The sequence below is a fragment of the Desulforhopalus vacuolatus genome, assembly GCF_016918505.1.
GTDB classification, from domain to species: Bacteria; Desulfobacterota; Desulfobulbia; order Desulfobulbales; family Desulfocapsaceae; genus Desulforhopalus; species Desulforhopalus vacuolatus.
The window spans coordinates 1-17,506 of sequence record NZ_JAFFPZ010000012.1 but is presented as its reverse complement, the minus strand read 5'-3'; the positions used below and the strand labels follow the sequence as shown (position 1 = coordinate 17,506).

At 48.2% G+C, this 17,506-nt stretch carries 1 protein-coding gene; it reads left to right on the top strand.

Features of this window, described 5'->3' with window-relative positions; all coding sequences use genetic code 11:
* Positions 1–183 precede the first annotated feature (183 nt).
* Positions 184–17,506, top strand: a 17,323-nt coding sequence (locus JWG39_RS09085) for a cadherin-like domain-containing protein (protein WP_205219079.1), incomplete at its 3' end; no start/stop codon positions are given.

Sequence of the window (17,506 nt, the reverse complement as noted above, 5' to 3'; positions counted from 1 at the left end):
CGGTCAGCTCGTTTATATTGCAGTTTTCTCAACTACAGTATAGCACGAGTGGGTTACCCCTTCCAGACATACGCCCTAATCTAAATTTCTCACTATAATTCTTTGCTATCAGGATGTAACAAATTTAATATTTTTTATCTTGAATTGTGACATCTTAAAATCATTGAGACAAGGGATATTTTAATGAAAAAAAAATATGGTAGTGCTACAAAAATTGCAGCAAATATCTGGAATACTCTGTCAAAGACCACTCCCCCACATATCCAATCATCAAGCAAAGAAAGTCAGGAAAGTCCTTTACCACTATCATCTCTTATCATGGCTCTTGAACCACGCTTCATGTTTGACGGAGCCGCCCCTGCTACTGTAGATGTATTACTTGATCAACACGTTGGTGCTGACGCCTCAGTCGATGCCACCACAGTCGATACCTCAGCTACTGATCAGGGTGCAGATCTCCTCAATTCCCTTGCCAATACAATTATCCCACCTGTCGCCAACACAGAAACGACAGAATCTGGCCAAAAGAGTGACCAGGATATCCAAACTGAGAAATCAGGAGCAGATAAGCCGGCGGACGAAACACGCCTGGAGCTGTTTGAGACGACTGACAACAGTACATCTGCAATAACGTTACCAGAAGATGGTGAGAGCAGTGATGCCATCCCGACGGAGTTGACTCCAGCACACGCCCCTCCAGCAGGTCAGGGATTACATCTGCTGGACACAACTGAGAGTACCCTCCTCTCCACAGTTGAAACTACATCTGGTACAGCTTCAGAGGGTATTGAAATCGCCTTTATCGACTCCAATTTGGAAGATATCCAGACCCTGATCGACAGCATTGATCCAGAAGTCACCATTATCCTTCTTGACGGCAGCACAGACGGTATAAGTCAAATAACTGATGCCTTGAATGCAGCTGGCGATACTGTCTCCGCCATTCATATTTTAGGACACGGTAGCTCTGGTAGTGTGAGTATTGGTTCTACGGAACTCTCAAACGATACCTTACCAGAATACTCTGACGAACTTACCTCATGGCAGTCTTACTTAAGTGAAGACGCTGACATACTGATTTACGGTTGTGATGTGGCCGAGGGTGATGCAGGGAGTTCGCTGATAACCTCGCTTGCCCGTATCACCTCAGCTGACCTTGCGGCCTCCACCGATTTAACGGGTAATGCTGATCTTGGTGGTGACTGGGTGCTGGAATATACTGTTGGCGATATTGAAGCTTCAACAATAACGGATGCGCTGGGCAGTTATAGTGGTTTGTTGGATGCGCCTACTACGTCAGATCAAGCGGGAACTATAGCTGGGGAGTATGCTGTAAATTTTAATGGCTGGACGTTCGGATTTGATGATGCAGAGGATGGGGCTGGCAATATAACGGCTATTACAATTACAGAGTTACCTGACGCAGCTGATGGAGTTTTAACCCTGAATGGTGATGCTGTCACTGTGGGTACGAGAGTAACGGAAGCCCAGTTTGTTAATTTGGTGTTCACGCCCGTAAATAAAAGTGCTGAATACACTGCATCATTTGATTTTAAGGTGGAGGACTCCAGTGGGGAGCTGAGTACTTCTGCGACTTTTACGATAACTGTCGAAGCGGTTAATGATGCCCCCGTAGCTGTTACTGATGCCATCACTGCAACGGAAGATACCGGTATCGTTGTAACTGACAACCTGTTAACGAATGACACTGATGCGGATACGGCTACTGCCGACTTAACGGTGACAGAGATCCGTTTAGGTGAAACGGTTGGGACGGGCATGCAGGGTAGTATTGGCTCGGCCCTTGTCGGAGAATACGGTGCTATAACTGTTGATGCTGATGGTACCTATACCTATACCCTGGATAATAATAGTGAGGCTGTGCAGGCGTTGGGTGTTGGTGAAACGTTGACCGAGAGTTTTAATTATACCATGCAGGACGATGGAGGATCCTCTTCCTCGGCCGTGCTTACTGTGACCATTGATGGTACCAATGATGCACCCGTTGCCACCTCTAAGGTAATACTGATATCGACATCTGTGCCGGAAAATAGCACGGATGCAGAAAATCCTGGGACGGCCGTTTCAGAATTCCTGCAAACAATTTCAGGTGCTAGTTTAGTTGCTGATGTTGATACGAATGACACCACCTTCGGTATTGCTGTGTATGGCAGTGAAACAACGAATGGCATGACCGGAACATGGCAGTATCAATTAAGCGGGAGTTCGGATTGGACTGCTTTTACCCCGAGTGTAACCGCCGCGACGTTAATCCCCTCTGATGCTGTGGTTCGATTCGTGGCTGCTGACAGTGCGATTGATTCACAAGAATCAGGTGATGCTACGTTGAAGTATTATGCCTGGGATGGTCAGCTTTATGCCCAGACGGATACACCCGATGTCTCTGATGGAAACAGAGGCGAAAATACGGCATTTAGCGAGAATGGTATTTCTGCCGTGATTGAGATTACCTCACGAAATGATAGCCCGACATTGGTACAGGGCGATATATCCTTGGACGAGTACACCTCTGTGACTGTGGATGCGACCATGCTTCCAGTGGTGGATCCCGATAGTTCTTTAGAGCAGATTGTTTATCGCGTGGAGGCAGTACCTGAAAAGGGTGGGCTGTTTAAAAACGGTATTGCACTGTCGGTCGGTTCATTGTTTACCCAGCAAGATATAGATAATAATATAATAACGTATGTGTGCGACGATAGTGCTGCCGATCTGGCGGCTGATACAACCGATACGTTCAAGGTTAGTATCCGTGATGGTGCTGGTGGAGTAATTGGTGAGGATGGGGAGACCGGAGATAATCCTTGGGCAACTATCACAGTAGATATTAAGGATGTTAACGCCCAAGTTGGTGTAGGGAGTGCCTCTTTTAGTACCGTAGAAAACACGACTGCTGGTGACGGGGTGATTCTCCTGACCACTCTTCTGCCCAGTGACGCGGATGAGGATGGATCTCCGGATGGCTATCCCTTGATGATGGTCGAGAGTCTGCCCGCTGAAGGTAGTTTGCAGTATTGGGATGGTTCTGCCTATGTTGATTTTACGGATGCTGATCTCAAAGGTGGCAGTGCGGAAAAATCGTTTACCGTAGCCGAGCTTGAAGCCAATCCGTTGCAGTATGCTCCGAGTACCACAGAGCCTGACGTTTATGGTGGTTCGGTTTCTTTCGCTGTCTACGTGAATGACGGAGGAAGAACCGATGGTTCACTGGCGGCCACTGAGGTTAGTCCGACGATTGAAATTACCGTGTCTCCCATCAACGATGTACCTATTGTGGACAACGAGGTTTTGCAAGTCACGGTTGATAATGAGGATGAGGGTTCAAGGACTGAAGTTATTTCAGGGTTTGCAGTTAATGAGGTTACAGATACTAGTGCTACGAATGGGAGTCGGCTAGGCATTATAGACGCAGATAGCTTGGATGCTACCCAGCAGGTGTATACGTTGAAGGCTACGCCTAGCGAGGGCTCTTTGTCGCTCAATGGCAATAAGTTGGGCACGGGGTCTACGTTTACTCAGCAGGATGTAATAGATGGGGCCTTGACGTATACAAACAGCGGTACTGGTTTTGACGACTCATTCACGTATTCTCTGAATGATGGGGATGGCGGCGTTGTCTTTGGCCAATTTGATATAGAGATTACTTTTCCTTCGGGGTCATCTTCCTCGAATATTGAGGTCACCCTGCTAGAGGGGGAGACGGCAGTTCTATCCGATACACAGGTAACTGGTGACTCTTCGTATACGGTGACCACTAACGTGGTCTACGGCGAGCTTCAGTTGCTGACGAGTGGCACATGGGATGTTTTGGCGGCTGCTGACACCTTTACTCAAGATGATGTCGACGCTGGTTCTCTGCGGTATGTAAATAACGGAGATATTGAGCCGTTGGCGTATGTAACGCAGCAAGAAGATGTTTTTACGTTTACTGGCTCATCCTCTGGTGAGCAGACCATAACGTTCGAAGTCACTCCGGTTAATGATACTCCAAGTATTGATCAGACGGAGTTGAGTGTTGATTTGTCAGAAGGGGCGTCTGATGCTGCCGTACCCACAACCTATGACTTTACTCAGGCTAATGCCGTTAAGCTGACAGTTGATAACCTCCAGTATGTCGATGCGGAGGTGGATCAAGGTGTTGAAGATGCAGCAAACCTCAGCTATGTGGTTGATAGTTCTTTTGCCGGAGGCTCTAAGTTATTGCAGTGGACGGGGAGCGCATGGATAGAGTTGAGTGCGGGAAGTCGCTTCACTGCCACGGATATTGAAAATGGTAATATTGCCTACTGGCATAACCCCGACTCAGAAGTCAGGACCGATGTACTCACTGTCCACCTCGTAGATGGCGGTACTAATGATGATGGAACTGAGACGAGCAGTGCATCGGCCACCGTGACTTTTAACCTGCCTAATGTGAATGACGCTCCGGTTTCTTCTGATGGCGGCTTTGAGGTGCAGGAAGGCGGAACGCAGGTTTTATCTACCTCGATCTTGTCAGTCAGCGATAGTGACAATACAGTTTCCGATTTTGAGAATGATGCAAATGGCTATTATAAAATAGTGGATCTGCCCGAACATGGTTCGCTTTACCTCAACGGAAACTTGGTAACAGCGGATACGCAATTTAGTTATTCAGACCTCGCAAATGGTAATCTGGAATACCGTCATGACGGTACAGAGCCAGATACATATTCGTATACGGATACATTTACCTATCTTGCCTCCGACGCAGATGAAGAGGGAAACACAGCAACGGTTTCGGTGAATGTATTGCCTGTGAATGATGTGCCTGTGGTCGGTAATAACACAGGGGTAACCGTTGATGAGGGTTCGTCCGATACCGTTATTACAGCGGGGATGTTGAGTTCCTTCATTGATTTGGATATCGATCCAGATAATACCGACACGCAGGTACAATACCAGATAACCGCTGGAGTAGAATACGGCACGCTGTATCTGGATAAAGACGGTGTGATAACCACCCTGGGCGTGGGGGGGGCTTTTACGCTTGCAGATATTCAAGCAGGCTATTTGAAATATGATCACGATGGTTCCGAGCCACACCTGTACGGGTTTGAGGACAGTTTCGGATTCACGGTTTCTGATGCTTCGGGTATGGCAGAGCCCAGTGACGTTTTTGTTATTACCATAGACCCAGTTGATGATGAGCCCACCTTAGTGCCCACTTTTTTCGGAGAAGTAGCCTATCAAGAAGATGGTGATCCTGTGGCGATTGGTTCCACAGTGCGTTTTAGTGATCCAGATTTGAATGGTACGGGTGATACGCCTAATCTAGATGGCGGAACGTTGGTGGTAAGTTATGCTGCTGGAAGTTTGACTTTAGATGATAGTGATGTGCTGGGTATTGCTGCGGACAGCGGCTTCACCATAAACGCAACGACTGGTGATATTACCTATGGTGGTGTTGTTATTGGTTCGGTAGACAGTACTAACGACGGTACCGACGGCAAGTCTTTGTCCATTACCTTTACTGCTGCTCTGACTGATAGTGCGGTTGTACAAGATTTAATCAATGCGCTCACATTTTCTAACAGTGATGATGCCAACCCAACCGAAGGGATTCGTAACTTAGAGATTATCTATACCGATGGAGATACTTCGCTTGCATCGGTTACTGGTACCGCCAATGTCATTGTGAGCCAGGCAAACGATGCCCCTGTAATGGTCAATGCGGCGGACCCTTACTCCGTTAGTGTCTCGGAAGATTTCCCGAGTGAGGTAATCCCCGTTGGAGACTTATACAATAGTAATGCGAGTGATGTCGATACTTCGGCGAAAGAAGGGATTGCTATTACGAGTTTAGATTCTGGGAACGGGACTTGGGAGTATTCTACTGACTCGACGAATGGAACCGATGGAACTTGGACTGTTGTGGACTCTGCCTCGGTAAGTAGTGCTCTGCTCCTGGGCTCAGACGATTATATTCGCTTTATTCCAGACGACGCCAATGCAACAACGGGCACCTTTGACTATCATGCCTGGGATCAAACTGTCGGTACGGCTGGCGGACGTGGTAATCTCACTGACACAGGCGGCACGACCGCGTATTCGATAGTAGCAAATACGGCTACGGTTAATACAGTTGATATAAATGATGCTCCCACCCTTGATGCGGCAGAGACTCCGACGGTGACTCAAATTGAGGATGATGTTGTTCCAGTAGGGGATGTTGGCACCTTGGTATCCACCTTAGTGGCAGGTATCGATGATGTGGATAATGGCGCGGTAGATGGGATTGCCATCACTAATAATAGTAATGACTATGGTATTTGGTACTATTCTACGGATAACGGTATTAACTGGTATAAGATGGGTACGACCAGCATAGATGAGAGTTCCGCCTTACTTTTAGCGGCAGATAGTAATACGCGGCTTTATTTTAAACCGAATGCAGATTATAACGGAACGCAAGATACGTCGCTGACCTTCCGTGCGTGGGATATGACGACTGGTAGCAATGGGAGTTTTGGTAATACCACCACTAATGGTACAACCACGGCTTATTCCACTGAGAGTGATTACATTAGAGTAGTGGTGGATCCAGTAAATGATACTCCGACAATTAGTGGTGATAGTACAGTCGTTGGCACAGATGAAGGTACAGCTGTAACCCTTTCTTCCGGCGGTGATATCATTGTTTACGATGTTGAGGCGTTTAGAGATGAGGGGACTGGCGATACTCAGGGCAAGGTCTCGGTGACGATCGCGTTGGATAATGACCAAACGCATGGGATAATCCATATAGGAGATACCACTATTGTCGACAGTGGTAATGACACGAATATCGTCACAATTACAGGATCGTTAACGGAGGTCAATGCGGCATTGGCTGCTATGACTTTTACCCCAGGAGATGATACTGGTACGACAGAAACAATAACAGTAACTGTCAATGATCTGGGCAATAATGGCACAACCACAACGACGGCAGAGTCTGCAACTCAAACAATTACGGTCAATAACATTACCCCGATTAATGATGTTCCAACTTCTGAAGCACCTTCAACGGTGACCGCCACAGAAGATGTGGTGTATGCTTTTACTGGGGACAATGCACTGACGGTTGCGGATGTCGATTCTCGTGATAATGATATTGAAGTGTCTCTTAGTATCCCCAATGGAACGCTGTCACTTGCTAACGTGAGTGGGCTGACTTTTATGGAAAGTACCGCAAATGATAGCTCAACAATGGTTATACGCGGAACTGTAGACGAATTGAACACCGCCCTGGCGGGTCTGACGTATACTCCAGACACAGATGATAATACAAATAATGTCGATGAGGCTAACCGTACTTTGACATTTGAGGTTGATGACTTGGGGTATGGCAAAGGGGACGATGCCGATACCACTGGGTTAAATGCTATTAAGACCGTTGTTATTGCGCTTACCGCAGTGAACGATAATCCAAAAATTACTGTTACTACCCCAGCACAAAGTGTGACTGAAGATACAGCAACGGCTATTACGGACATTAGCGTGAGCGATATCAGTGATTCAGCGGATACTGACTACGCTGATAGTACGAAGCCGACGTTGACCATTACCGCGTTGCACGGAACGTTTAGCGATAGTAATGCCGGGAATGTTACGGCAACCGTATCTGCTGATGGTAAGACGATTACACTGGTAAGTAGCAGCACGGGAGCTGCTGCGCTGACAGAAATTGATGCGTACATTAGCGCTGGTAATCTTAAATATACGAGCGTTGCTGGCTTTTCGGGCGTTGATCAGTTGAGTCTGGTCTTGGATGATCAAGGGAATAGTGGTTCGGGTACAAGTACTAATGCCACGGGTACCATCGATCTCACTGTGGCAGGCGTAAATGATGCCCCTGTTATTGAACATATGGATAATATTCTGGTCTTTGTTGAGGATCAGGCAGATCCGGTGGTGCTTGATGAGAGTGCTACCTTTGCTGACGAAGAACTGTCAGAGTACGATAATTGGGAAAATGCCGTTTTAACTATTAAGCGAGACAGCGTTGCAGCGGGCAACAGTGACGATGTGTTCAGTTTGACGGGGAGTGGTGATACTGGAGTTAATTTCTCTGGGGAGGATATTCGTATTGACACTACTGTAGTGGGTACATTTACGAATGAGAATGGCGTGCTTACAGTCATCTTCGGAAATGATACGACCACAGAACAGGCAAACACCGTGCTGCAGGCGGTAACCTATCGGAACGATAACGATAATCCGCCAAGCCAGGTGGTGGTGGGTTATACTATTAATGATGGTAATGATAACACGGGAGATAATCCGCAGGGAACGGGGGATGATAAAGAAGGGACTGGTTTTGTCACGGTTAATATTACCGCCAATAATGATGCCCCGATTATTGCTGATATCGAGGATACGAGCTACACCGAAGATGGCGTGCCGATTGTGTTGGATTCGGCGCTGAGTCTCTCTGATCCTGAATTATCATTTTTAGAGAGTTCAACGGGCGACTGGGATGCCGCTGTCTTGACCCTGCAACGAAGTGGTACAGCTAATGCAGAAGATGTTTTTGGTGTGAGTGGTAGTGGTGATACGGGCGTGAATTTTTCCGGAACGGATATTCGTATCGGTACCACGGTAGTGGGTACATTCACCAACACGGCTGGCGTGCTTGAAATTACATTTACCAATGATGCCACAACCGAGCAGGTTGAAACCGTTGCCGAGGCGATAACGTATGAAAATACGCGTGACACTCAGGCGGGTACTGAGCAGGAAGACATAGACTTGGTTTGGACGATTAATGATGGAAATACGGGTGACGCTACTACAGAAGGTCCGCAGGGATTAGGTGGCGATAAAGAAGCTACACTTACCCAAACCATCACCTTTAACGGTACCAACGATGCTCCGGTTCTTGCGGATACCGTGTTGACGACTTCGTCGATTACAGAGGATGTGGGTGCACCGACTTCGAGTGATAATGGCTTTTTGGTTTCTACCCTGACCGGCGGGATATCGGATGTTGATAATGGCGCCCTTCAAGGCGTTGCTATTACCGATTTGGATACTTCTCACGGGATTTGGTGGTATCGCACTGATGGTGGGGTTTGGACTGAGATCACAACGGATCCTACGGATGCGGCTGCGCTGTTGCTTGAGACTGATGCGGAGCTGTATCTACAGATGACGGATCAAGATTGGAACGGCGAGATAACGGATGCGGTCACATTCCGTGCTTGGGATCAGAGTGATGGTGTTGTAGAGGGTTCTATCGTGGATACCTCCGGCGCTAATAATGGCGAAGCTACCGCTTTTTCGGCGGATAAGGACACGCTAGATATCACCGTTGATCCGATTAATGATGCTCCGGTCGCAACGGGTACAGCTACTTTGGCTCCGGTTGATGAAGATACGATTGACACTTCGATTACTGGCGCAACAGTGTCAACGCTTGTTAATGCTAATTTTAGCGATGTGGCGGATACGGTTGTGGGCGGTTCTATTGCCAATGATTTAGCGGGTGTGGCGATTGTTAATTATACTCCGAACACCGATCAGGGCGCTTGGGAGTATTGGGATGGCGATTCGTGGGAGTCTGTGGGAACGCGAACGGCTAGTACGGCGCTTTTGGTTGAAGCTACTGATAGCCTGCGATTCGTTCCTACTGATGACTTTCACGGTACGCCAGAGTCGTTGGATGTACGCTTGGTTGAAGTTGGTGATGTCACGATCAACAGTGGTGAAATTCTTGATTTAAGTAATGCCAGTTCGTACGGCGATGCAACGCAATATTCCAGTGATACTGTTCAGCTTAGCACGAGTATTACGAGCATAAATGACAGCCCGACTACTGGGGCTGTTACATTAGCTGAACTAACTGAAGGGGATAGTGATCCGGATGGTAGTGCCATTGATGTCCTGTTTGTTGGTACAAAATTCTCTGATGTAACAGATGATCAAACATCCGCAGCTGGAGGTAACGATTCAGCCTCGGTGATCCAAGGCTTGGCTGTTGTCGGTAATACCGCAGATGCAACAACGGAAGGTATCTGGCAGTATTCTACAAACGGTACTGATTGGAGCGATATAGCAACCGGTACCTTGTCTGACACTAACGCGCTGATACTGACGGCAGCTACGGAATTACGTTTCTTGCCCACGGGTGATGGGAATGTAGATGGGGAAAGCGACTATAATGGTACGCCTCCTGCGCTGACGGTTCGTGTTTCTGATACGACTGTTGCTAGCAATCAAGAGAGGCAGAACTTAGGGACCCTCGATACGACCTCGCAATGGTCAGAAACGACCGAGATTGGTGTGACCGTTGTGGCTCGCAATGATGCGCCGGTAATCGGTACCTCAGCCACCACCACCGACGATGGTTCTGGTAATCTGACGCTTACAGATTCTATCTCCATTACTGAAGATAATGGCGATAATACGGGTACAGCCTCAACGGCGGTGAATTTGTTGTCGGATGTAAATGTATCGGATCTAGATTTTGATCTGTTGGGCTCTGATAATTTTGGTGGCGGTACAATAACAGTGAGCTCTTCTGACGGCTTTATAGAGGGAGATGTTATTAGCATTGCAGATGGTAGCGGTACTGGTTCCGTACGCTTAGTGGGAGATGAGGTACAGTACTCTGCCGATGGCAGTACCTGGGAAGCTATCGGGACGGTAAATGAGGGTACTGAAATTATGACTGACTCTGTGTTTAGCAGTTCAGCCGGTTGGACTGCATCATCAGATGTTCGAATATCTGATGGGGTTTTGACATTTTCGTATACGGATGGTGCAACGGTCTATCGAGAGTACACTTTGAACGGTGAAACTGCACTTTCGTTTAGTGCGACCGTAAATGCGGACAGCGACGCTAACTCTGGGCATCTCGAGTTGAGCTTTTGGGATGCATCTGGGGATCAAGTGGGTAGCACCATTGAGGGCCCTGTGATTACACAGACAGATACCGCTCAGGTAACCAGTTTGAATGGAATTACTGTACCAGATGATGCGGCGACAGTAAAAGTGGTGTTTGTTCAGGACAATGAAGTCCGCTATTGGGCTGGATACTATGGTGTCTCTTTTTCAGATCCTGAATTGGTGTCCAGCTGGACCGTGGATTTAAATTCCAATGCTACCGTGGCGGCAGTTGAGGCTACTCTTGAGGCATTAACCTATACGAGTACTTCAGATAACCCGACTAATTATGGTACGGATACAAGTCGCTCATACACTGTTGTTTTAAACGATGGTGAAAATGATGGGAATGCAGACAGTCGTAACGGTGATTATTCACTTACTTCCAACTCTATCAGTGGAACCATCGAATGGACAGCGACCAACGATACTCCTGTATTGGATCTGGATGATTCCGCAGATGGTACGGGTTATGAGGTGACTTATAACGAACAGGAAACGGCGATTAGCATTGTGGATAGCGATGTCTTGATTACCGATTTGGATGATCAAAATATTGAGTCGGCGACTATCGAGCTGACCAATATTAAAACGGGAGATGTGTTGGCATTGGATGCCACTGATTTACCAGCGGGTATTTCTATTGACTCACAGGATACTGATACCATTGTTCTGACTGGTTCTGCTACTTTAGCTGAATACCAGACGGCGTTGCAGGCCATTAAATTTAGCAATACTTCTGACGCACCAAACGTAGAGAATCGCGTAATCAATATTAAGGTCAACGATGGTGATGTGAATAGTAGTATCGCTGTTTCCACGATCCTTGTCACTCCAGTCAATGATGCGCCGACGGTGACGCTACCGGCGATCGCAGATGTGACGGAGGATAGCTTCGGATATATTAACGGTATTACCGTGGACGATCCTGACAGCGGAGCCACTGGTGAAAGCGCAACGACTACGCTTACCCTTACTGTGGATTACGGAACATTAAAATTTGCAACGACTGACTTGGGAACTGCTACTGTTACCAGTGGAAATGATACGGGTGAAGTGGTTATCACTGGTACTGTGGCGGATATCAATGACCTGTTGGCGATCAATAATAATCTAACCTATGAGGGGAATAACGATTTTTCTGGTATTGAAACGTTAGATGCCGTGATTAGTGACAATGGCAATGTTGGAAGCGGCGGGGTCTTGAGCGATTCGGCCACTGTTGAATTTACGGTTGCCGGTGACAACGATGCGCCGACGTTAACGACGCCAAGCCCGCTGACGGTTGACGAAGATACTAGTGGAACCCTCTTTGGTAGTTTCTCTATTGTCGACCCCGACATTGTTGATTACGACATGCAAGTAGTTGTTTCGGTTGAGCATGGTACGCTTGATTTTGAAACCGGCTTTGATACTACGGGGCTTACCTTGGTTGCTGGCTCATACGGGAGTTCCACTTTTACCTTAGAAGGAACGCGGGAAACCTTGAATGCGGCGCTGGCTAAAATTGAGTATGCGCCTACCGCCAACTACCATGGTAACGATTTGCTTACTATTGAAGTTGCCGATCTTGGCGATGTAAATACGGAACAGGGAACGAATACTGGTGCTGCTGGGACTAGTATTAATAACATCATTACCGAAACTGTAGCGATTACGGTAGCTCCCGTAAATGATCAACCCACGGCGGATGATAGTTCGGCGATCGTCATTGCGGTGACCGAGGATGTTATTACGAGCGGTGCCACTTTTGATAGTCTGTTGAGTGGTCGCTACGATGATTTAACCGATAATCAGTCGGCCAACAGCGGCGGTAATAGCGCGACAGATCTGAGCTATGTGGCTATTACCGGTAATGCGGCGACTGCGGTACAGGGTACCTGGCAGTATTCCACCAATGGAACTGATTGGATTCCCATCCCCGATTCTGGGCTAACCGATAGCTCGGCCATTGTTTTGGCCGCAGATACGCAGTTACGTTTTTACCCAGCGGGTGATTACCAAGGTGAGCCAGGTGACTTGACCGTGCGGGTTGCAGATGATAGTGCGACCCTGACCGTCAGTGCCGATGAAACGGATCTGCTCGATTTGAATGAAACAGCCAATGGCGATTTAGATCTGCAAACGGGCTCTTGGGCTTCGGATGCACTGATCATAAGTCCGACGGTAGCGAATGTGAATGATGCTCCGACCGTGGTCACAGGGGAGGAAGTACAGACGTTGGTTGCAGTGGATGAAGATATTTCAAGCGGAGCCAATTCCGGTTCAACGGTTACTGATCTCTTTGGCTCGGCCTTCTCCGATGCGACGGATGATACCAGTGGTATTACCGGCGGAACTGATGTGTCCACCGACTTTGGTGGCATTGCGATTGTGGATAATGACGTAACGGCTGATCAGGGCGTCTGGGAATATTCGACTGATGGCACAACGTGGACTGCGATTCCTTCCGATGTATCTGATCTCAACGCTGTGGTCTTACCGACTGATGCCCAGCTTCGCTTTAATCCGGCTGAAAACTATAATAGTACGCCAGGCGGGTTGACGGTCCGTATGTCCGATACGCCGGTGGTGGTGGATGCGGATGCAGATTTGTCCGGTTTGGTTGGCGGCTCTGAGCATTGGTCAACCGCAGTGCTTGCACTGAATACTTCTGTTGCTGCGGTTAATGATGCGCCGGTGGCTCAGGCGGATACTGGTAGTGTGAATGAAGGGGCCACCTTGACGCTTAATGAGGCTAATGGCGTTATTCTGAGTGGTAGTGTAGTGGCTGGTGTTGATAGTGATGTCGATGGTGATGTCTTAACTGTTACGGGTGTGACAACCGGTACTGCGGCTACGGCGGCGAGTATCGTTACAGATGGTGCGGCTAATATTGATTCATCATTGCTTGGAGCATACGGGCACCTGACGCTTGCGGATGACGGTAGTTATATCTATGTAGCGGATACAGATGCAGCAAATGAGCTTAAGGCTGGGGCGAATGCGACAGATATCTTTAGTTATGCAATTACTGATAACAATGGCGGTACGGACTTTACGACGCTGACCCTTACGATTACCGGTACGAATGATGCGCCGACTTTGTCTGGAACAGCGATTGGCAATCAAACGTCCAATGATGCCGATACTATGATTTCAGTGGCTACGGCGGGCGCTTTTGATGAGGTGGATACGGGCGATAACTTGGTGTATACCGTTTCTAGCCTGCCAGCTGGTCTGACGATCAATGCGACAACAGGCGTTATCTCTGGCACGATTGATAATTCGGCTGGCGTTTCAGGACCATACTCCGTGACGGTTACTGCTACAGACGGTTCTGGTGAAAGTGTGGATATTGATTTTACTTGGACAGTAAGCAATCCGGTTCCGACGGCTACGGATAATACTGCCGCCATCAATGAAGATGCGACCAGCGTGGCTGGTAACGCGCTCACCGATGGTACGCCTGACAGCGATCCTGACGGTGATGATCTGGAGGTGAGTGCAATTCGCACGGGTGCGGAGACCGGTACTGGTACGAGTGGTATGGTTGGTTCTGATTTGCTTGGAGCCTACGGTACCCTAACCTTGAATGATACCGGTGGTTACACCTACGCAGTGGATAACACAAATCCGGCGGTCCAAGAATTGGGCATCGGCGATGACCTGACAGATACTTTTACCTATACTGTCAGCGACGGTGAAGGCGGCACGGATACTGCCGAACTGATTGTGACGATTAATGGCATAAATGATGCGCCGACGACCACGGGGATTTCAACGCAAAATTCGACGGATGGTGAGGTTGTCAGTTTTGATACTTCCAGTCTATTTGATGATGTGGATACGACTGATTCCTTGGACTACACGGCCACAGGCTTGCCCGATGGATTGACTATCGACCTTGATTCTGGAATCATTTCCGGTACTGTCGATAACTCCGCTTCTGTGACGGGTACGTATTTAGTGACTGTTGTTGCCACTGATGAATCAGGCGTTCACGTGGATGCGCCCTTCCTCTGGAAGGTGACTAATGTAGCTCCTGTCGCCGATAATGATACGGTTGATGTGACGGAAGATGCAGGTGTTAACCCAGCGTCTGGCAATGTTCTGACGAATGATGCTGATGGAGTACCTGATTCGGATACTATTGTTGTTTCGGCGATTCGTACCGGCACAGAAACGGGTAGCGGCACGACGGGGGTTGTGGATGGTAGTACGGCTCTGACAGGTAGTTATGGTAGCTTGACTATCGATGCAGCTGGTGTCTATTCCTATAATTTGGATAATGCCAATACGACGGTCCAAGCGTTGAAAGAGGGCGATCCGCTTACTGAAACCTTTACATATACGATAAGTGACGGCGAGGGCGGCACGGATACTGCAGAATTGACAGTAAATATTACAGGAACCAACGATGCGCCAGTAGCTGTGGTGGATACCGATACGGCCGTTGAAGCGGGTGGTATCGTGAATGCAACTGCAGGTACGAATCCTACCGGAAATGTTCTGACGAATGATACGGATGCAGATGCGGGCGACACAAAGGTAGTGAGCGCGATCACCGGTGGTACGGTGGATGGTAATACCGTCGGAACCTACGGTACGCTGGTACTTGGTAACAACGGAATATACACCTATACGGTGAACAATGATTTGGTTGCGGTTCAGGAGCTTGCTGGAACAGCCAACACATTGACGGATACCTTTACTTACACTGTTAAAGACAGTGAAAATGCCACTTCTGAGACGACTTTGACTATTACGATCGAGGGCGCGAATGATAATCCTGTTGGCGTAAACGATACGGCTGAAGCTATCGAAGCGGGTGGTGTAGCAAATGGGACGGATGGGACGAACCCGACCGGTAATGTGCTTACGAATGATACCGATGTGGATGCCGGAGATACAAAAACTGTCAGTGCTGTAACAGGCGGTATAGTGGATGGCAATACGATCGGAACATACGGCACCTTGGTATTGAATAATAATGGTACCTATACCTATACAGTGGATAATGATAATACCACGGTTGAGGCACTGTCCGGACCGACTGATATATTAACAGAGGATTTTACCTATACGGTACAAGATACAGACGGAACCACGGCGACGGCTATATTGACGGTCACAATCAAAGGATCTGATGATACTTCAGTTATTTCTGGCGACGTGATTGGTGCGGTAACGGAAGGGGATGTCGGTGATACAGTAACTGATTCCGGTTCTATAAGTATCAGTGATGTCGATACTGACGACAGTCCGACGTTTGCTGATCAAGTCTCAACGCCTGGCGATAACGCACTGGGAAGCTTTGAGTTGATTTCTGGTACGTGGACCTATACCGTGGATCAGAATGCTGTTCAATATCTTGATGAAGGCCAGGAAGTTACGGATACCATAACCTATACGGCGACTGATGGTTCCACGCAGCAGATTACGATTACCATTACGGGTGCTGATGACAATCCGACCGCGACGACCATTGTTGCTCAAGATAGCGAGGATGGGGAGGCGATTGCAGGAGTGGATGTCAGTTCTAGTTTTGGTGTGATTGATACGCTTGATAGTATTGTTGGTTATAGCGCAACTGGTTTGCCGGATGGGCTGACTATTGACGTGAATGGCATAATCAGTGGAACGATTGCCAAAGATGCCAGTCAGGATGGCACTTCAGGTGCGTACACGGTAACTGTTATCGCCACCGATGATGATGGTAACACCGCCTCAACGGACTTCACATGGACGGTTACGAATCCGGCACCGGTTACCATGGATGATGGCCTGACAGTTATTGAGGACACGGCTCCAACTAAAGTGGGCAATGTTTTAGATAATGACACGGACAGTGATGGCGACACCCTCACTGTTACGACCATTGAAAACAGCAATAATGATGCGGGTGTTATTGATAGTACGACCGCGCTCTCTGGTATTTATGGTGTACTGCGCATAGGAACCAATGGGGCCTATAGTTATACCTTGGATAACGATAGCGCCGTCGTTCAGGCTTTGGCTGTTGACGAAACGTATACCGACGTATTTACCTATAAAATTACTGACGCTGATGGGGCCGTAAGTAATGAGTCGACTATCACTATCACCATTGAGGGTACGAACGATCAGCCGGTGCTTGCCATCGGGGATGTGATTGGTTCGATGAACGAAGGCGATGGTGCTGCCAGCCTGAGTGATTCGGGCGCGCTGAGCTTCGTGGATTTGGACACGACCGATACGGTCACCGTCAGCCAGACCTCCAATAGCGACATCGCCTGGGACGGTGGAACCTTGACTTCCGCGCAAAAAACGGCGTTAGTTAAAGGGTTTACGGTTGATCAGGATAGCTGGAACTACGCAACGAACGAAAATCTTGACTTCCTCGCCTTAGGTGAAACGATCACATTCAGCTACGAGGTCGTTGCGACGGACGATTCCGGTGCGCTGAATGCGGCTTCTGTGGCTGAAACGGTAACAATTACCATTACCGGAGCAACCGATGCGCCGGTGATCGCAGTAGTTGACGTGGCTGGCGATATTATTGAAGGGACGACGTTGAGTGATACCGGTTCGATCACCTTCACTGATGTGGATCTGACGGATCTTCCGTTGGCAACAGAAG